The sequence below is a fragment of the Seohaeicola zhoushanensis genome (assembly GCF_014656415.1).
In the GTDB taxonomy this organism is placed as follows: Bacteria; Pseudomonadota; Alphaproteobacteria; order Rhodobacterales; family Rhodobacteraceae; genus Seohaeicola_A; species Seohaeicola_A zhoushanensis.
Genome location: NZ_BNCJ01000015.1, coordinates 85386 through 104875, shown reverse-complemented (window position 1 = coordinate 104875; position 19490 = coordinate 85386). Strand labels below are relative to the sequence as shown.

The following is a 19490-nucleotide window of genomic DNA, read 5'->3' as shown; positions in this document are numbered from 1 at the left end:
CGCGGCACCTTTGGCGCCGCGTCTCTCTTTCCGGTTTTGGTCCGGCGTTACTTGGCGATCCAGACGTCCGCAAACGTCTCGTTGAGGCCTGGCGCCGTGGTGATGAGGTTCTTGATCTTGCTGCGATAGACCGTCGGGTAGGACATCGCGTGCGACCAGATCACCGGAGCGTCCCGCGACAGGATCTCCTGCGCCTGCGCATAGAATGCCTTGCGCTTGGCCGGATCCAGCGTCTTCCCGGCTTCGGCGAAGATGCGGTCGATCTCGGGGTTCTCGTAGCCGTCGACGTTGGCGGCGGTCCCGCGACCGAGCTGGTTGTCGGACTGATAGGTCTGGCCCACGCCCATGGCCGGATCGCCGAGCAGGTAGATGAAGTTGGTGGTGATGTCGAACTTGCCGGAGGTGGTCCGTTCGACCCAGCCCGGAACGTCGACCGAGACAACGTTGGTTTCGATGCCGATTTCCTTCAGCTGCTGGCGGATGTATTCCGCCTGGCGCTGCCAGGTTTCGCCATAGGGAAGGGGCATCAGGTCGAGCGTTGCATAGACTCCGTTCTGCGCGGTGACGCCGGACTCGGCCATCAGCGCCTTGGCCTTGTCGAGGTCGAAGGTGTAGTCGGTCAGGACGGATGGGTCATAGTAGGGGGTCCGCTCGGTCATCGGGCCATAGGCCGGCTTGCCGAAACCGCCGAAGACCGCGTCGATCATGAACTGACGATCGAGCGCGTAGGAAATGGCTTGGCGCACCTTCACGTTGTCCAGCGGCGCGTTGCGGGTGTTGATGTTGATGATCGCCAGCGGGTCGTAGAATTCCCAGCCTTTTTCGGTCATCTCGACGCCGTCCATGGCTGTCAGCCGCGAGACTTCGAAATTCTCGACATCGCCGCCGCGCAGCAGGTCGACCTGGCCCTGTTCGAAGGCGATCGCACGGCTGTTGGCGTCGGGGATGATGCGGAAATAGAGGTCGTCCAGATAGGGCTTGCCGTCCTGCCAGTAGTCGTCGTTGCGGACGAGGTGGATGTAGCTGCCCTTGTTCCACTCGTCGAACTTGAACGGGCCGGTGCCGATCGGGTGGTCGTTGGCCGGATTCTTGAAGATGTCGGTGCCTTCGTAGATGTGTTTGGGCACCATGGTGCCACCGGTTACCTCAAAGATGATGAGGAAGGCGGCATAGGGTTCTTTGAGCTTGAAGACCACGGTGTGCTCGTCCGGTGCGGTCATCTCCTCCACGAAGGACATCACGCGCTTGGTCCGCGAGAAGGCCTTGGGCAGAAATTCGGAGAAGGAGTAGATGACGTCGGCGCTGGTGAACGGAGCGCCGTCATGCCACTTGACGCCCTCGCGCAGGTGGAAGGTGTAGGACAGACCGTCTTCGGAGATCTCCCACGACTTGGCCAGCAAAGGCTGCGGCGTCATGTCGGGCGCAAAGGTGATAAGGCCTTCGTAGATCTTGCTGCCGACAAACGACACCGGCCCCAGCTTGTTGAGGCCCAGCATCACGGTCGGCGGCTCGGGTTGCACCACCATGTTCAGCGTGCCACCTTTCTGGGGCTCGTCCGCATGTGCGGCGAAGGCCGTCGTCAGCGCCAGCAGCGCCGCGGTTGCAAGTTGCTTCATCGGTAAATCTCTCCTGTTGTTATTTGTAAGGTCTTTGTCATTCCCGGCCTGTCTGGAAGCCGTCGAGGAATGCGGTGAGGTTCTTGCCCAGATCGTCGACGCAATAGCCGCCCTCCTGGATGATCGCGGTTGGCAGGCCGAGGGCGGCAATCCGGCGCGCCGCCTCGCGGAAACCCTCGGTGCTGACGGCCATCTCCTGCTGCGGGTCGTTCTCGTAGGCATCGAAGCCCAGCGACAGCACCAGCGAGGGCGCGCCAAAGGCCTTGATCCGGTCCAGCGCGGTGTCTAGCGCGTCCAGAAAGACCTTGTCCTTCGACCGTCGCGGCAGCGGCAGGTTGAGATTGGTACCCTTGCCGTCTCCCTCGCCGGTCTCGTCGGCATAACCGACATAGAAGGGGAAAACCTCGTTGGTGTCGGCGTGTATCGAGGCGAACAGCACCTTGCCGTCGCGATAGAAGATGTCCTGCGTGCCGTTGCCGTGGTGGACGTCGATGTCGAGGATGGCGGTGCGGCCCTGGCGATCGGCCAGCAGCCGGCCGGCGATGGCCGCGTTGTTCAGGTAGCAGAAGCCGCCGGCAAGGTCGGCATAGGCGTGATGGCCCGGCGGGCGGCAGATCGCATAGCCTTCGCGCAGCCCTCCCGAGACCCGGTCGGCCACGTCGAGAGCGCACATGGCGGCGTCGCGGGCGGCGGCCCAGGTCCCGGCGTCGATCGGTGCGGACCCGCCGGAGAGATAATAGCCCACTTGTGCCTGGATTGAGGCCGGCACCCTGGCGGGGTAGCGCGTGGGTGAGGCATGGGCGCAGGCATAGGGGCCGGCGCGGTCTTCGCCAAAGGCCTGCTTCCAGCGGCCGTAGGCGGTCTTGAGGAACTCCAGGTAGGGCGCAGTATGCACGGCCAGGACCGCATCCTCGCCGAATTCCCGCGGCGCCTGCATATCGCAACCGGCCGCACGTGCAGCTTTTGCGAGATTCAGTGCGCGAGACGGCAATTCCAGGTTGCCGACGATCATGCCTCGGATAGAGATCGTATCGGGGGCATGGTCTTCGTGCAGGTCGGAATAGACGGTCAACATCATACGGGCCCTTCTCCGTGATTTTGCTCGCAGATCGTCCGGAGCTTATTCTAAATATTGGTATTGCATATCGAGATTTAAAACATTCCTGTCCGAATCGAAAATTTTGTCAAGCGCGAAGAATGAAAAGACGCGGCTTGACAGGTCGCAGGATTCGGCTTCATGTAATATCAAATAAAAGTATAGCATTCTAATATGTGGAACTTCTTGCCAGACATCCACAAACGCAGAGTGCAGCCGGATGAAGGAAAGGAAAGTCAGATGAGCACGTTGCGGAACTCAAACGCGGAACGGGATGCCCGAACGCTGGTTCACCCCTATTCAAACCTGTCTTACGATACCGAGAGTCGCCTGCTGACCATCGTCAAAGGCGATGGCTGCTACGTGGAGGATGACCAGGGCAACCGGTACCTCGAAGGTATGGCGGGTCTCTGGTCCACCTCGCTCGGCTTCAGCGAGGAACGCCTGGCCGACGCGGCCAATGCGCAGATCCGCAAACTTCCCTACTACCATCTGTTCAATCACCGCTCGACCGAACCTTCGATCGACCTTGCTGAAAAACTGCTCTCGATCGCACCCGAGGGCCTCGAAAAGGTGCTGTTTGCGAATTCCGGTTCCGAGGCCAACGACCAGGCGGTGAAGCTGGTTTGGTATTACAACAACCAGAAGGGCCGTCCCGAGAAGAAGAAGATCATCTCGCGCTGGCGCGGCTACCATGGCGTGACCGTGGCCTCGGGCAGCCTCACCGGTCTGCCGGCGAACCATGCCGACTTCGATCTGCCGATCCGCAACATCATCCACGCCGACTGCCCGAGCCACTATCACCACGCCAACCCCGGCGAGAGCGAAGAGGCTTTTGCGCAGCGCCTGGCCGAAAGCCTCGAGGCGCAGATCCTGGCCGAGGGGCCGGAGACAGTCGCCGCGCTGATCGCCGAGCCGGTCAGCGGATCGGGCGGGGTGATCGTTCCGCCGAAGGGCTATTACGAGCGGGTTCAGAAGATCCTCAGGAAATACGATATCCTGCTGATCGCGGATGAGGTCATCTGCGGCTTTGGCCGCACCGGCAAGATGTTCGGCTGCGAGACCTACGGGTTGAAGCCCGACATCATGACGGTCGCCAAGGCGCTGTCGTCTTCCTACCTGCCGATCTCGGCCACGCTGATCAGCGGGAAGATCTATGATGCGCTGGTCGAGGAAAGCCGCAAGCACGGCGTCTTCGCCCATGGAGTGACCTATGCCGGGCACCCGGTCTGCGCGGCTGTGGCGCTGGAGACGCTGAAGATTTACGAGGAACGCGACATCCTGGGCCATGTCGCCCAGGTCGCGCCGCATTTCCAGGCGCGCCTGGCGGCGCTGGCCGACCGGCCGAACGTGGGACACACCCGAGGCGTCGGCCTGATCGGCGCGATCGAGCTGGTGGCCGACAAGACAAGCCGGGCGCCTTTCGCGCCGGCGCGCGGGGTTGGTCCGGCGTTCCAGTCGCATCTGCAGCGCAACGGCGTCATCGTGCGGGCCCTGCGCGATGCGGTGGCCTTCTGTCCGCCTCTGATCATCACCAAGGAGCAGATCGACGTCCTGTTCGATGCCGTGGAGGACGGCCTCGACTTCGTCGCGCGCGAGTTCTCGGCAGAGACGGTTTGACAACGGGTCAGTCCGCCAGGGCCGAACGCGCCCCGGCGGACTGACCCATGGGAGGGGGCGCTGGACTGTATTCCGGTGCCGAACATGAGAGGAGGATTACTTGAAACATTACCGATTCAAGGGGCTTGCCCTTGCCGCCGCCCTGGCGCTTGCAGCTCCCTTCGTGAAGGCGGCCACCCCGCCGGATACGCTGATGGTGGCACAGGCGATCGACGGGGTGATCTCCTTCGACCCGGCGGAGGTCTTCGAATTCGTCAGTGGCGAGGTCAGCAACAACGTCTACCTGCGGCTTGTCGCCCGTGACGAGGATGACCAGACCAAGCTGGTCGGCGGGGCGGCCGAAAGCTGGGAAGTGTCTGAAGACGGCATGACGCTGACCTTCAAGATGCGTCCCGATCTTGTCTTCGCTTCGGGCAATCCCGTCACCTCGGCCGATGCTGCCTTTTCGCTGCAGCGCGTGGTCACTCTGAACAAGAGCCCGGCTTTCATCCTGACCCAATTCGGCTGGACCCCCGAGAACGTTGCCGAAATGGTGACGGCTCCGGATCCATCGACCCTGGTGGTGAAGATTGCCGAACAGATGGCGCCGACGCTGGTGCTGAACGCGCTTTCGGCGGGTGTCGGCTCGGTTGTAGACAAGACCGAAGTCATGGCGCACGAGAAGGATGGCGACCTGGGCCATGACTGGCTGCGCACGAATTCCGCCGGCGCCGGCGCCTTCGTGCTGCGTGACTGGAAGGCCAACGAAGTTATCGTGCTGGAAAGCAACGAGTCCTACTTCCAGGGCGCCCCCGACATGAAGCGGATCATCATCCGGCACGTGCCCGAAGGCACCACGCAGCGTCTGATGCTCGAGAAGGGTGACATCGACATCGCCCGCAACCTCGGCTCGGACCAGCTCGAAGCGCTCAGCGCCAATGGCGACGTCAAGATCGAGCTCGATCCCAAGAGCACGGTTCTCTACCTCGGTATGAACACCACCAAGGAGATGTTCCAGAAGCCGCAGGTGATCGAGGCGATGCGCTGGTTGGTCGACTATGAGGGTATTGCGGGCAAGCTGCTGCAGCGGCAATACAAGGCGCACCAATCGGTGCTCTCCAGCGGCAGCTTCGCGGCGCTTGACGACATGCCCTATTCCTTCGATCCCGAGAAGGCCAAGGCGCTGCTGGCCGAAGCGGGTTATGCGGATGGGTTGAAGATCTCGATCGACATCTTCGCCGCATCGCCCTTCCGCGACATTGCCGAGGCCATGCAGGCGGATTTCGCCAAGGCAGGCGTGACGCTGGATATCATCGCCGGCGACCGCAAGCAGACGCTCACCAAATACCGGGCGCGCAACCACGAGCTGGTGCTGATGGTCTGGTCGCCGGACTATGGTGATCCGCATTCGACCATCGACTTCTTCGTGAGCAACCCGGACAACTCGGCCGAAAGCAGCGTCAAGACCGCGGCCTGGCGCAATGGCTGGCAGGACAAGGACGTGCAGGCGATGGCAGAGCAGGCCATGCGCGAGCGTGACACCGACAAGCGGATCCCGCTCTATGCCGACATCCAGAACGCCCTGCGCCACAACAGCCCGATGGCGGTCATGTTCCAGCAGGTCGAGCCGGTGGCGATGCGCGCCAACGTCGAGGGCTGGATCTCGGGTCCGGCGTTCGACACCTATGTGTTCCGCAGGATCACCAAGTGACGAGCCTCTCCGCGACTGGCGACAACGGAGGCGCCGGGCAGGAGCCCGGCGCCATCCATCGTGGCGGGCGCGCCATGGCGCGCTTCGGGCTCAGCCTGATGTTGACGCTGCTGGGCCTCACGCTCGTGACCTTCCTGATCGCGCGGGTCATTCCGATCGACCCGGTGCTTGTGATGGTCGGGGACCGGGCCACGCCCGAGGCCTACCAGGCGGCGCGCGAGGCGCTGGGCATCGACAAGCCGCTGCTGGTGCAATACGCTGATTACCTCTCGAAGGTCGTGCGCGGTGACTTCGGAGTGTCGAACATGACCGGCCAATCGGTGCTGGACGACACGCTGCGGGTGTTTCCCGCGACGATGGAACTGGCCATCGTGGCCACGCTGATCGGCACGCTGCTGGGACTGCCGCTGGGAGTCACCGCCGCCGTGCGGCAGGGTCGGCCGACTGATCACCTGATCCGCATCATCTCGCTGGTCGGCTATTCCGTGCCGGTGTTCTGGATCGGCCTTGTCGGTCTGCTGGTGTTCTACGCCAAGCTGGACCTCGTTGCCGGACCGGGCCGGCTCGACATGGTCTATCAATATACCGTGCCGGTTCGCACGGGGTTCGTGCTGATCGACACGATCATGGCCGGGGAATGGAGTGCCTTCGGCAATGCGATCTCGCATCTGATCCTGCCGGCGGGGATCCTGGGCTATTTCTCGATGGCCTATATCGCCCGCATGACACGATCGTTGATGATCGAGCAGTTGTCGCAGGAATACATCCTCGCGGCCCGCGCCAAGGGCGTGCCGGCGCGCCGGGTGATCTGGCGCCATGCCTTCGGCAATGTCGCCGTGCCGGTGCTGACGGTCGTCTCGCTCACCTTCATGTATCTGCTCGAAGGCGCGGTGCTGACCGAGACCGTTTTCGCCTGGCCGGGGCTGGGGCTCTACATCACCCAGGCGCTGTTCTCGGCCGACCTGAACGCCGTGCTCGGCGGCACCCTGGTGATCGGGATCTGCTTCGTGATCGTGAACCGTGCCACCGACTTCTTCTATCGTATCCTGGACCCGAGGACGAAATGAGCGCAGCGCATATCGACCGTGCCCCCGCCTCCGGGTGGCGGGGCTGGCTTACCGCGGAACAGCCCGAAAGCGTGTTTCAGGGCCGCGCGGTGCAGGTCTATCTCTCGGCCCGCCGGTTCATGGCCAACCCGCTGGCCGTAAGCGGCTTCCTCATCGTTCTGCTGCTTCTGTTCACGGCAGCGGCCGCGCCCTGGATCGCGACCCATGATCCGCTGGCCACCAATCTCGAGATGCGCCTGTTGCCGCCCTCGGCCGAGCATTGGTTCGGCACCGATCACCTCGGGCGGGATATCTACTCGCGCATCGTCCATGGCAGCCGGGTGACGCTCACCATCGTGTTCCTGGTGTCGATCCTGATCGGGCCGGTCGGCCTCGCCGCGGGTATCGTGTCGGGCTATTTCGGTGGCTGGGTCGATCGCACGCTGATGATGGTGACCGATATCGTGATGGCCTTTCCCCGCCTTGTCTTGGCGCTGGCTTTCGTCGCGGTGCTGGGGCCGGGGATCGAGAACGCGGTGATCGCTGTGGCGCTGACCGGCTGGCCGCCCTATGCGCGGCTGGCGCGGGCCGAGACGCTGTCCTTCCGCCGCCGCGAGTTCATCCAGGCGGCCCGCAGCCAGGGCGCTTCGCCGCTGCGCATCCTAGGTCTCTACATCCTGCCGCTCTGCATGCCGTCGGCCATCGTGCGCCTGACACTGGACATGGCCGGCATCATCCTGATCGCGGCCGGCCTGGGGTTCCTCGGGCTCGGGATGCAGCCACCAACGGCGGAATGGGGCTCGATGATCGCCACGGGGCGGGACTACCTGATCGACCAGTGGTGGGTGGCAACGCTCCCCGGCGCCGCGATCTTCGTGACCTGCCTTGGTTTCAACTTCCTGGGTGACGGGCTGGTCGATGTCTTCGACCCGCGACAGTCGTGAGGAGGGCGCATGACTGCAAGCACTGACAGGCCGCTGGTCGACCTGCGCAACCTGACCATCACCTTTGCTGGCCATCGCGGGCCGGTGACGGCGGTGCACGACTTGAACCTGACGATGGGACGCGAACGTGTCGCCATCGTCGGCGAGAGCGGCTCGGGCAAATCGGTGAGCGCGCGGGCGCTGATCGGTCTGCTTCCCGTATCGGCCAAGGTCTCAGCGAGCCGGATGGATTTCGACGGGATCGACCTCCGAGGAATGTCCGAAGCTGGGTTCGAACGTCTGCGGGGGAGCCGGATTGCGATGATCCTCCAGGACCCGCGCCAGTCGCTCAACCCGCTGATGACGGCGGGTCAGCAGATCGTCGAAAGTTGCCGCCTGCATCACCGCGAGGGCCGCCGGGCAGCGCGCGAACGCGCCATGGATCTGCTCGAGGCGGTGAGCATCCGCGAGCCGCAGCGGGTCTTCGACCTCTACCCGCACGAGGTCTCGGGCGGGATGGGGCAGCGCATCATGATCGCGATGATGCTGGCCGCGCAGCCCGACCTGCTGATCGCGGACGAGCCGACGTCGGCGCTGGATACGTCCGTGCGCACCGACGTGCTGGAAGAGATCCAGAAGCTTGTCGAAGACCGAGGCATGGGCCTGCTGCTCATCAGCCACGACCTCGACCTCGTTGCCTCGTACACCGACCGGGTCGTGGTGATGTATGCCGGGCGGGTGATGGAAACGCTGGAATCCCGCCATCTCCACGCGGCGCGGCATTCCTATACGCAGGGGTTGATCGGTTGCCGTCCGGTGCTGGGCCACCCGGTCGACGTGCTGCCGACCCTGGAACGCCAGGAGGCATGGAAATCATGACCGCAGCAGCCGTCGACATCGAAAATCTCAGCGTCCGCTTCGGCGCGGCCACCGTCGTGCGCGGTGTGTCCTTCTCGGTGCGGCCGGGGGAATGCGTTGGTCTGGTCGGCGAGTCCGGATCGGGAAAGAGCACCATTCTGCGGGCGATCATGGGGCTCGAACCGGTTTCGGACGGGCAGATCGTGATCCACGGAATGCCGCCCCGACCCGACCGGCTGACCCGTGCGGGCACCGTTCAGATGGTGTTCCAGGATCCCTATGCCTCGCTGCACCCGCGCCAGACCATCGGGCGCATTCTCGAAGAGCCGTTGCGTATCCACGGCATTGGGGGGCGGGAAGACAAGGTGCGCGCGGCGCTATCGGCGGTCGGTCTGCCGATTTCCTTCCGCTTCCGCTTTCCGCACCAGCTCTCGGGCGGGCAGCGCCAGCGCGTGGCGATTGCGCGGGCGCTTATCCTAGAGCCGCGTGTGTTGCTGCTGGACGAACCGACCTCGGCGCTGGATGTCTCGGTGCAGGCCGAGGTGCTGAATCTTCTCAAGCAGCTGCACGCCGAGCGCGGCTTCTCCATGCTCTTTGTTGGCCATGACCTGGGGGTGGTCGCTCATATGTGCAACCGCGTGATGGTGCTGGAGAACGGGATCCTGAAGGAGGAACTGAGCCAGCAGGCGCTCCATGCCGGCTGCGCCGAGGACCCCTATACGCGCAAGCTGCTTCAGGCGGCGCGCATGGAGGCCGCGGTGGTCCTGCACGTACGCTGATCGGCTCAGGACGCGAACGGGCCCCGGTTGCCCAACCCGCGCGAGATGGTCGCGGCATAGCGTCTTACTGCTTCACCCAGTACTTCGGTGCGCTCCGGTTCCGACAAACGAAAGTCGGGGCCGGACACGCCGACGGCTGCGATCGGGTCATTGCGCGAGTCGCGGATCACTGCGGCAAGGCCCCAGACGGCCTCGCGCCATTCACCCCTGTTGATCGAATAGCCCCGCTTGCGTGTCTCGATCAGATCGGCGCGCAGGACCTTCGGGTCGGTGATGGTCAGGTTCGAGTGCTTGACCAGTTTCTTGAGAATCGGAGTCAGCGCCTCGTCGGTCAGTTCCGAAAGCAGTGCCTTCCCAGTCGCCACGCAATAGGCCGGCGCCCGTCCACCGGTTCGGGTATAGGCCCCGACCGGCTGCGGGCTGTCGATCTTGTCGATATAGATCACTTCCGTCCCGTCCAGCACCGATAGGTGCACCGCCTCTCCGGTCTCGTGCGCCAAGTCGTGCAGTGGCACCGATGCGCATTTGCGCAGGTCCAGCCGATTCACGATCTGCGAGCCCATCTCCCAGAGCTTGAGGCTGCTGGTGAACTCCTTGGTATTCGGGTCCTGGACGATGTACCCCGCGAATTCGAGTGTCTTCAACACGCGGTGGGCATTGCTCTTCATCAACCCGAGTTCCGTGGCGATATGCGCCGATTTGACCGGTTCCGAAGCGCTCACGACTTGTTCGAGTACCTGCAGTCCCTTGAGCAAAGTCTTGTCCATTCGGTCTCTTCCCTGCCTGCGATTCGGGTTGGGTCTTAACTTTATTATGTCATAATTTGGGATGCCATTCTAATTTTTAAGAATCACTTCAGGTGTGGATTGGCTGCTATGTCGGCTTCCCATCAGGTGTCCCCGGCCCGCGGCATCTCGGATCCGGGGTCTGAATCCAACTGTAGCGCAATGTTCACGAGCCAAGCAGGGGGCAAACAGATTTCTTGCTTGACCTTTGATCTCAAAACTTCAAAGTATTCCACATAGAGGTATCATATCTCAATATTTAGAACTATCCCCAGGGGTATGAGGAGGAAGATTTGAGCGTATCTGAACAGAGCTTCGATGCCCCGCTCGCCGGTGTGACGGTGGTGGAATTCTGCAGCGTGGCCGCTGGGCCGTTCTGCGGAATGCTGTTGGCTGACATGGGTGCCGAGGTGATCAAGGTCGAGCCGCCAAGTGGCGACACCCTGCGGCAGTGGCCACCGCTGAACGAAGGGTTCAGCGAAAACTTCGCCTCGTTGAACCGCAACAAGATGTCCATCGCGCTCGATCTGAAATCGCCCGAGGGCCATGCCATCGCCGACAGCCTGATCCGCCGCGCCGACGTGGTGATCGAGAATAACCGCCCCGGCGTGATGGACCGTCTGAACCTCGGCCCGGCCCGCTACCGCGAGAGCCGCCCCGATCTCGTCTACTGCTCGCTCTCCGCATATGGCCAGACCGGCCCGCGCGCGCGCGATGGTGGCTTCGATGTTACGATCCAGGCTTTCTCCGGCATCATGAGCGTGACCGGCGAGCAGGATGGCGGGCCGGTGAAATGTGGCGTGCCGATCTCGGATTTCTCGACCGGGCTTTATGCCGCCTTCGCCATCTCCTCGATGCTGACCCGCGTGCGCGAGACCGGCAAGGGCGGGCATGTCGACATCTCGATGTTGGGCGCGAGCCTGGGCATCGCGGCGCTGCAGACGAGCGAATACTTCGGCAGCGGCCGCGACCCGCAGAAGCTCGGTGCCGCGCATCCGCGCAACGCCCCCTACGAGGCTTTCCAGGCCAGCGATACGCACTTCGTAATCGCCGCCGGCAATGACAAGCTCTGGCGCTCGGTCTGCGATGTGGTCGACCGTTCGGACCTTGTCGAGGATCCGCGCTTCCTGACCACACGGGACCGAGCGGCCAACCAGAAGGCACTGAAACAGATTCTGAATGCGGTCTTTGCCACCCGGCCGGCACGCGACTGGCTCGACAGCCTGGCCGCCGAGGGTGTGCCCTGTTCGCCGATCAACGCCTATTCCCAGGTGCTTTCGGACCCGCATGTTGCCGAACAGAAATGGGTGCAGCCGCTGCGGCTGCCCAACGGGCAGGAAACCCACACATTTGCCAGCCCGCTGCGCATTGACGGCAGCGCGCCATCGATCCGGCGCGGGCCTCCGGAGCTGGACGGCGACCGGGCGACGGTACTGGGGCTGGTGCAAGAGATGGAAAACGATCGCGCCACGGCGGCGCGCTGAAGGGAGGAGATTTCATGGCGGAACAACTTAATACGGGCCGGCTGCGGCATTTCTTGTCTGAACTCAGCGCACTGGTGTCGCGGGCGAATGGTGACGAGGCGATCATCCTCAAGGATGGCGCCGACCTGCTGCGTAACCTTGTCGCGGTCGACGACTGGCTGCCCGCTGATTGCGCGCAGGGCCGGCCGCAGGGCTATCAGCAGCATCTGCTTTACTGCGACCCGCAGGAGCGTTTCTCGGTCGTCAGCTTCGTCTGGGGACCGGGACAGGAAACCCCGGTCCACGACCATACGGTCTGGGGTCTGGTGGGGCAGTTGCGCGGGTCAGAACGCAGCATCGGCTACGAACTGCGCGACGGCCGCATGACCCCGACCGACAACGCGGTGCTGCAGACAGGTGAGGTAGTGGCTGTCTCGCCGCGTGTCGGCGATATCCACAAGGTCAGCAATGCCGAGACTGACCGGGATTCCATCTCGATCCACGTCTATGGCGCGAACATCGGTGCGGTGCGCCGCCATGTCTTTGCTTCGGACGGAAAGGAATCGACCTTCATTTCCGGCTATTCCAATACCACCCTGCCCAACATCTGGGGCATGACCGGATGACCGGACCGCTGCGTGTCTCGGACGGTGAGGGGCACCGGCTGCTGACGCTGGACCGCCCCGACAAGGGCAACGCCCTGTCCGAGGAATTAACCGATGCCTTGGATGCGGCCTGCGTGCAGGCCGTGGCTGATGATGTGCCCCTGCTGGTGCTGGCCGGCGCGGGACGCCACTTCTGCACCGGCTTCGACCTCGCCGACTTGGAAGAGCTCAGCGACGGCGATCTGCTCGCCCGTTTCGTGCGCATCGAGATGATGCTCGACCGACTGTGGCAATTGCCGGTTCCGACGCTTGCGATCGCCAAGGGGCGCACGATGGGCGCCGGGGCCGACATCTTCGTTGCCTGCCAGCGTCGGGTGGCTGTCGAAGGGGCCAGCTTTGCCTTTCCGGGGGTGAACTTCGGGCTGGTGCTGGGCACCCGCCGGCTGGGCGCGCGCATCGGCGACGGGCCGGCGGCGGAGATCCTGCTGGGCGGTCGCCTGGTTACAGCCGAGGAGGCGGTGGCGCTGGGCCTCGCACAGCGAGTGATCGCGCCGGGAGAGGAGGCGGCGGCCATCGCCGCCGGGGCAGAGCTGGCCGCCCGTCTGCCGAAGGTCACCGGACGGGCGTTGCGTGCCGTGCTCTCGGGGCCGGCGGATGCCGATGGCGACCTCGCGCGGCTCGTGCGCTCGGCCGCGCCACGTGGCCTGCGCGACCGGATCATGGCCTATCGGGCCGGTTTGAAGACAAGGACCAGCGCCGCACCGGCGCAGAGTTGAGGGAAGAGGAATGAACGATATGACCCGTCCGGCGCGTATTGCCGAGATGCTGGAGCCGAAGTCCGTTGCGGTGATCGGCGCTTCGGAGGACCTGACGAAATTTGGTGGCCGGCTGTTCAAGCTGCTGGTGCATCACGGTTTCGAAGGCCAGATCTATCCGATCAACCGCAAGCGCGAGTCGCTGCTGGGCATCGCCTGCCACACCGACATCGGTGCGACACCGACGCCGCCGGACATGGCGGTGATGGCGGTGCCGCGCGACCACGTGAAAGCGGCGGTGCGCGAATGCGCCGAAGCCGGCACCAAGGCAGCGATCATCATCACCGCCAAGTTCTCGGATGCTGGGGAGGAAGGCGCCGCGCTCGAGGCCGAGATCGTCGAGGAGGCCCGCAAGTTCGGGATGCGCCTGATCGGTCCGAACTGCCTTGGCCTAATCAGCCCGGTGAACAAACTGGTGCTCTGCGCCTCGCCGGCGCTTTTCGTCGACAAGCTTCTGGTCGGCCGGATCGGCATGGTCAGCCAGTCGGGCGCGCTGATGGCGACGATATTCGACCGGGCGCAGACCCGCGGCGTCGGCTTCTCGCATTGCTTCTCGATCGGCAACCAGGCCGATCTCGACCTTTGCGACTTCCTCGACTTCCTGGTCGACGACCCCGCGACCGATGTGATCTGCACCTATATCGAGGGTGTCAAGGATGGACGGCGCTTCCTCGAAGTGGCGGAGAGGGCCCGCGCGGCGGGCAAGCCGGTGCTCGCGGTCAAGGCCGGGCGCACCGACTTTGGCGCGGCGGCAGCCTTCTCGCATACGGCAAGCCTCGCCGGCAGTTACGAGGCCTTCGCGGCCGCCTGCCGCGAGACTGGCGTGGTGCTGATGGACGACCCGGACGCGATGATCATGCTGGCGGCGGCGCTGACCCGTTTCGACCAGCCGAAACGCCTTGAAACCGCGATCTTGACCACCTCGGGCGGCGGCGGCGCGATCACCGCGGACCGGCTGACCGACTGGAACCTGCCGCTGGCCAGCTACGCGCCCGAAACCGTCGCGGCGCTGGAACAGTACTACTACCCCGACAATGCCAAGGCGAACCCGATCGACATGGGCGCGGCGATCACCGGCGGGTCGATGCTAGTGGGCGAGGGCTCGGCCCAAGCGCTGCTGCAGGACACGGCCTCGGGCATCGTGCTCTGCCCGCTGACGACGGCGCCCGACATGCGGCTGCTTTGCGAATGCATCGCCAAGGGCCTGGCTAGTGCCGAGGCGGGCGGGGCCCGCAAGCCCTGCCTGGTGGTGCTTCAGCCGGGGCAGGCGGCCAACAAGGCGCGCGCAGAACTGCTCAAGCACGGGCTGTTCTACTTCGACTCGTTGGATGAGGCGATCCGCGTGATCGACGGCTATCGCACCATGCAGGCGATGGCCGGCACCCGCGCCGACAAGGGCGGCTCGCCGGGCAAGACTTCGGCCGAGGCGCTGAGCGGCGCGCTTGACGAGGCCAGGGCAAAGGCGGTGCTCGCCGATTACGGCGTGCCGGTGAACCGGGGCGTGGTGGCCCCAGACGCGGCGGCCGCCGGCAAGGCGGCGGCGGGGCTGAAGGCGCCCTTCGTCGTCAAGGTCGTCTCGCCCGATATTGTGCACAAGTCTGATGCCGGTGGTGTGGCCCTGAACCTGGGGGACGCGCAGGCGGTCGAGGCGGCAGTGGCCGCGATGGCGGCACGGCTGGCGGCAGGCCATCCGAAGGCGGTCATCGAGGGCTACCTCGTGCAGGAGATGGTGTCGGGCGAGCTCGAGATGTTTGTCGGCGCACGGCGCGATCCACTGTTCGGGCCGGTGGTCATGGTGGGCGCTGGCGGCGTGCTGGTCGAACTGCTCAAAGATGTGGCCGTGCGGCTGGCTCCGGTCTCGCCCGCGGAGGCCCGCGAGATGCTGCTGGGTCTGCGCGTCGCGCCGCTGCTCAAGGGCTTCCGTGGCAGCGCGCCGCTGGATCTGGGCGCGCTGGCCGACGCGGTCAGCCGGGTGAGCTGGCTTGCCCATGACCTGGGTGACCGCTTCGGCGAACTCGACGTGAACCCGGTGCTGGTTGGCAAGGCCGGCCAGGGCTGCACCGGCGTCGATGCCCGGCTTCTGATGAACGACAAGTAAGAGGGAAGAGAACAGAATGAGCGATATTGACGTCCGGCAGGAAGGCCGGGTCACGGTGTTCACCATCAACCGCCCGGAAAAACTGAACGCGATCAGCAGCGGGGTTGCGGTGGACCTGCAGAAGGCCTTCGAGGAGTTCGACGCCTCGGACCAGCGGGTCGCGGTCCTTTGCGGGGCTGGCGAGAAGGCCTTCACCTCGGGCGCCGACGTGACCGACCTGCCCGAACTCTGGCGCTGCGTGCCGGCGGTGGGCATCCGGACCAACAAGCCGATCATCTGCGCGGTCGACGGCTGGTGTGTCGGCGGCGGGCTGGTGATGGCGGCGACGTCGGATCTCTGCGTGGCGACGGAACGGGCCAAGTTCTCCTATCCCGAGGCCAAGCTTGGGCTGACCGGCGGCATCATCGCCGCGCTGGCCGCGCGCATCCCTCACAAGATGGCGATGGAAGTTATGCTTCTGGGCCGCCCGGTCTCGGGGCGGCGCGCCTACGAGATGGGTCTGGTCAACGAGATCGCGCCGGAGGGCAAGCATGTCGAGGTCGCGCTGGGCATGGCGCAGGAACTGGCCGGCATGGCACCGCTGGTGCTGGGGACGCTCAAGGCGATGGTCAACGACCACATGCTGGTTAAGTCCCCCTCGGAGCAGATGGCGCTGACCCAGGCGGCGTTGAACACTGTTCGCAACAGTGCCGACCTGCAGGAGGGTCTCGCGGCCTATCGCGAGAAGCGAAGCCCCAATTTTACGGGGAAATAAGGGAACCGACATGACGCTTTTCACCTCGGCCCATTGGGGCATCCGGACCGCTGAAATCGCGGCGGACGGGCAGATCAGGCTGTTGCCCTGGCCTGGCGATCCCGATCCGAACGTGATCGGGCTGGACCAACTCGAGGCCGGGGTGCAAGCGATCAGGGTGTGCCGTCCAGCCGTACGCAAGAGCTGGCTGGACGGCGGCCCCGGCAGCCGCCCCGACCTGCGTGGCCGCGATCCCTTTGTCGAGATCGGCTGGGATGAGGCGCTTGACCTCGCTGCGGCCGAGATCGACCGGGTCCGCAAGACACACGGCAACGGTTCGATCTTTGGCGGCTCCTACGGCTGGTCGAGCGCAGGCCGCTTTCACCACGCGCAAAGCCAGGTCCATCGTTTCCTGAACGCGGCGGGCGGTTACGTGCGCCATGAGAACTCCTATTCGCTGGGCGCCGCGCGGGTGATCCTGCCGCATATCATCGCGTCGATGCCCTATGTGATGGCCAATCACACCTCATGGGATGTGCTGCGCGACCATACCCAGTTGCTGCTCTGCTTTGGCGGGGTGCCGTGGAAGAACGCCCAGATCTCGGCCGGCGGCGTCCTGCGCCACCATGTGCGGCCCGGCATCGACGCCATGCGCGTAGCCGGCATCCGCATGGTGAACGTCGGCCCTGTGGGCGACAATCTCGACAATGCGGCAGCGGCATGGGTGCCTTGCCGGCCAAACACAGATACCGCCGTCCTGCTTGGCATGGCGCATGTGTTGCATGACGAAGGGCTGGCCGACCGCGCATTCCTCGACCGATACTGCACCGGCTACGACCGCTTTCTGGCCTATCTGAACGGAGGCGCCGACGGCACTGCGCGCAACCCGGAATGGGCGGAACGCATCTCGGGTGTGCCGGCAGACACCATCCGGCAGCTGGCGCGCGACGCGGCGAGTCACCGCACCATGCTGAACATGTCCTGGTCCCTGCAACGTGCCTCGCATGGGGAACAACCGGTTTGGGCGCTGGTCGCCGTGGCGGCGATGCTGGGGCAGATCGGCTTGCCGGGTGGCGGGTTCGGCTTCGGCTATGGCGCGGCGAACACGCTGGGCAGCAATGAGGGGCTGCTGGTGGGGCCGACCTTGCCACAGGGCCGCAACGCGGTTTCCGATTTCATCCCGGTGGCGCGGATTGCCGACATGTTGCTTTCGCCCGGTGGCAGCTATCCCTACGACGGGAAGACCCGGACCTATGCCGATATCCGACTGATCTACTGGGCCGGCGGTAACCCTTGGCATCACCATCAGGATCTAAACCGCCTTGAGCGGGCATGGCAAAAGCCCGAAACGGTGATAGTCAACGAGCAATACTGGACCGCCACCGCCAAGCACGCCGATATCGTGCTGCCGGCTACCATTCCGGCCGAGCGCGACGACATAGGCTATTCGACCCGCGAGGGCCACATGGTTGCGATGCGGCAGCTGGTGCCGCCGCTGGGCGGAGCGCGCGACGACTACGATATCTTCACGGAACTCTCGCGCCGTCTCGATTGCGAGGAGACTTTCACCGAAGGCAACGACAGCGCCGCCTGGCTCCGCAAGCTCTACGAACAGAACCGCGGCGTTCTGGCGCGGCAGGGGATCGACATTCCCGACTATGATCAGTTCCGCGAAATCGGCCTGATCGACTTTGCCGACCAGAAGGCGCCGGTGGTGATGTTCGATGCGTTCCGCGCCGATCCCGAGGCTAACCGACTGTCGACGCCTTCCGGGCGGATCGAGATCTTCAGCGAGACGATCGACAGCTTCGGTCTTGCCGATTGCCCCGGCCACCCGGTCTGGCTGGAACCGGACGAATGGCTCGGTCGGCTGCCCGCGGGCGACGATCGGCTGCACCTGCTGTCGGACCAACCGGAACGCAAGCTGCACAGCCAGCTCGATGCCAGCGCGCATAGTCGTGACAACAAGGTGGGCGGGCGCGAGCAGGTACACTTGAATCCCGCCGACGCCGCGGAGCGTGGAATTGCCGACGGTGACGTCGTGGAGCTTTCCAATGACCGGGGCGCCTGCCTTGCGGCTGCACGGCTCAACGACCGTATCATGCCCGGCGTGGCGCGGCTGTCGACCGGTGCTTGGCACGACCCGGACGAGAGCGGTCGCGACCGTCACGGCAACCCCAACGTGCTTACGCTCGACAAGGGAACGTCGAGCCTGGCGCAGGGCAGCGTCGCCCAGACCTGCCTTGTACGCATCACCGGGCCGGTGAATGCGCCACCTTGCACGACTGCATTCAATTTGCCGCACTTCGTGGCCCGTGAGGAGAATTGAAGGACCGCGAAGACCACCAGTTCCAATCCAAGGGAGGAGACGACATGACCAATATTTTTAATGCCGGCTGGACACGCCGGAGCATATTGGCTGGGGCGGCCGCGATCGCCACGGCGTTGACGATGCCGGGGCAGGCCAGGGCCGATTGGCCCGAGGGGAATATGCGGATGATCGTTCCCTATGCTCCGGGTGGCACCTCGGACAACATCACGCGTGCCGTTACCCCGGCCATCGAGGCCATCCTCGGACGCACGATCACAATTGAGAACATCGGTGGCGGTGGCGGCGTGATCGGTGTCACCCAACTTGCCAAGGCCGAGCCCGACGGGCTGACCTTCGGTTTCGTGCCGACAGCGACGCTGGTGATAGCACCCCTGATGCGCAAGCTGAACTACGACCCGCTGACCGAGATCCAGCCCGTGGCCAAGGTTGCCGAAAGCTACGGCGCCCTAGCCATGCGCAAGGACTTCCCCGCCGACACGCTGGACGAGGTCATCGCCTATGCCAAGGCGCATCCCGGCGAGGTGACCTTTGGTTCGGCCGGCATTGGCTCGATCACCCATCTGTACGTTGAGATCTTCGCCGCCTCGGCCGGGGTCGAGGTCAACCACGTACCCTTCAAGGGATCGAGCGAGGCGATGAACAACGTGCTTGGCGGCCATGTCGACGGCCAGTTCGACGCCGTAGTGCTGCGCCAGGCGCAGGCCGGCGCGGTCAAGCCGATCGCCATCCTCAACGACGAACGCTGGGACGGACTGCCGGATGTGCCGACGCTGAACGATCTCGGGTTCAAGGGCTTCGAGGACATCGCCTCGTGGTTCGGCTTCATCGCGCCGGCTGGCGTACCCGAAGAGGCGGTGCAGCAGTTCAGCGCCGCCGTCGACCAGGCGCTGAAGGACCCGCAGGTGATCGAGCGGCTCGCGGCGCTGGGCGTGATGCCGAAGTATCTGCCCGCCGACAAGTTTGGTGCGCTGATACAGTCGAACTACAAGCAGTACGGCGACATCCTGACGCCGCTCGGCCTGACCCAATGA

Annotated in this window: 16 protein-coding genes; 13 read left to right on the top strand and 3 right to left on the bottom strand. The window is 64.5% G+C overall.

Features of this window, described 5'->3' with window-relative positions:
• Window positions 1-47: 47 nt before the first annotated feature.
• On the bottom strand, window positions 48-1616 hold the full coding sequence (locus IE266_RS19905; protein WP_189681871.1) for an ABC transporter substrate-binding protein: 1569 nt from the start codon (window positions 1614-1616) through the stop codon (window positions 48-50).
• Window positions 1617-1653: 37 nt separating this feature from the next.
• On the bottom strand, window positions 1654-2694 hold the full coding sequence (locus IE266_RS19900; RefSeq protein WP_229864316.1) for a histone deacetylase family protein: 1041 nt from the start codon (window positions 2692-2694) through the stop codon (window positions 1654-1656).
• A 258-nt stretch (window positions 2695-2952) separates the two neighbouring features.
• Between IE266_RS19900 and IE266_RS19895 the strand changes: the two genes are divergently transcribed.
• From IE266_RS19895 to IE266_RS19870, 6 genes are all read left to right on the top strand, one after another.
• Window positions 2953-4332 carry an aspartate aminotransferase family protein gene (locus IE266_RS19895; protein ID WP_189681870.1) on the top strand — a complete coding sequence of 460 codons (1380 nt, stop codon included), beginning with the start codon at window positions 2953-2955 and terminating at the stop codon, window positions 4330-4332.
• A gap of 100 nt (window positions 4333-4432) precedes the next feature.
• Window positions 4433-6022: an ABC transporter substrate-binding protein gene (locus IE266_RS19890; protein ID WP_189681869.1), complete on the top strand. Its 1590-nt coding sequence runs from the start codon at window positions 4433-4435 to the stop codon at window positions 6020-6022.
• Entirely contained in the window at window positions 6019-7089 is a 1071-nt protein-coding gene (locus IE266_RS19885; protein ID WP_229864314.1) for an ABC transporter permease, read from the top strand. The genes IE266_RS19890 and IE266_RS19885 overlap by 4 nt, the downstream gene beginning before the upstream one ends.
• A complete protein-coding gene (locus IE266_RS19880; protein ID WP_189681868.1) occupies window positions 7086-8012 on the top strand; it encodes an ABC transporter permease in 927 nt (308 codons plus the stop codon). The genes IE266_RS19885 and IE266_RS19880 overlap by 4 nt, the downstream gene beginning before the upstream one ends.
• 9 nt (window positions 8013-8021) lie before the next feature.
• Window positions 8022-8870, top strand: coding sequence for an ABC transporter ATP-binding protein (locus IE266_RS19875; protein ID WP_189681867.1), 849 nt, complete (start codon window positions 8022-8024; stop codon window positions 8868-8870).
• The gene (locus IE266_RS19870; RefSeq protein WP_189681866.1) at window positions 8867-9628 is read left to right on the top strand and encodes an ABC transporter ATP-binding protein; all 762 of its coding nucleotides are present in this window, start codon (window positions 8867-8869) and stop codon (window positions 9626-9628) included. Before IE266_RS19875 ends, IE266_RS19870 begins: the two co-directional genes overlap by 4 nt.
• A 5-nt stretch (window positions 9629-9633) precedes the next feature.
• Here IE266_RS19870 and IE266_RS19865 read toward each other — a convergent pair whose 3' ends face one another.
• The gene (locus IE266_RS19865) at window positions 9634-10395 is read right to left on the bottom strand and encodes an IclR family transcriptional regulator (RefSeq protein ID WP_189681865.1); all 762 of its coding nucleotides are present in this window, start codon (window positions 10393-10395) and stop codon (window positions 9634-9636) included.
• Between the two features lie 311 nt (window positions 10396-10706).
• Between IE266_RS19865 and IE266_RS19860 the strand changes: the two genes are divergently transcribed.
• From IE266_RS19860 to IE266_RS19830, 7 genes are read left to right on the top strand one after another with little or no spacing between them, the layout of a single operon-like run.
• The gene (locus IE266_RS19860) at window positions 10707-11897 is read left to right on the top strand and encodes a CaiB/BaiF CoA transferase family protein (protein ID WP_189681864.1); all 1191 of its coding nucleotides are present in this window, start codon (window positions 10707-10709) and stop codon (window positions 11895-11897) included.
• Window positions 11898-11911: 14 nt separating this feature from the next.
• Complete coding sequence (locus IE266_RS19855; RefSeq protein ID WP_189681863.1) at window positions 11912-12502, top strand: cysteine dioxygenase family protein; 591 nt, start codon at window positions 11912-11914, stop codon at window positions 12500-12502.
• A complete protein-coding gene (locus IE266_RS19850; protein WP_189681862.1) occupies window positions 12499-13257 on the top strand; it encodes an enoyl-CoA hydratase/isomerase family protein in 759 nt (252 codons plus the stop codon). Before IE266_RS19855 ends, IE266_RS19850 begins: the two co-directional genes overlap by 4 nt.
• A gap of 10 nt (window positions 13258-13267) precedes the next feature.
• Window positions 13268-15394, top strand: coding sequence for an acetate--CoA ligase family protein (locus IE266_RS19845; protein WP_189681861.1), 2127 nt, complete (start codon window positions 13268-13270; stop codon window positions 15392-15394).
• A 16-nt stretch (window positions 15395-15410) separates the two neighbouring features.
• Window positions 15411-16148, top strand: coding sequence for an enoyl-CoA hydratase/isomerase family protein (locus tag IE266_RS19840; RefSeq protein ID WP_189681860.1), 738 nt, complete (start codon window positions 15411-15413; stop codon window positions 16146-16148).
• A gap of 10 nt (window positions 16149-16158) precedes the next feature.
• Entirely contained in the window at window positions 16159-18456 is a 2298-nt protein-coding gene (locus IE266_RS19835; RefSeq protein WP_189681859.1) for a molybdopterin-dependent oxidoreductase, read from the top strand.
• A gap of 44 nt (window positions 18457-18500) precedes the next feature.
• The gene (locus IE266_RS19830; protein WP_189681858.1) at window positions 18501-19490 is read left to right on the top strand and encodes a Bug family tripartite tricarboxylate transporter substrate binding protein; all 990 of its coding nucleotides are present in this window, start codon (window positions 18501-18503) and stop codon (window positions 19488-19490) included.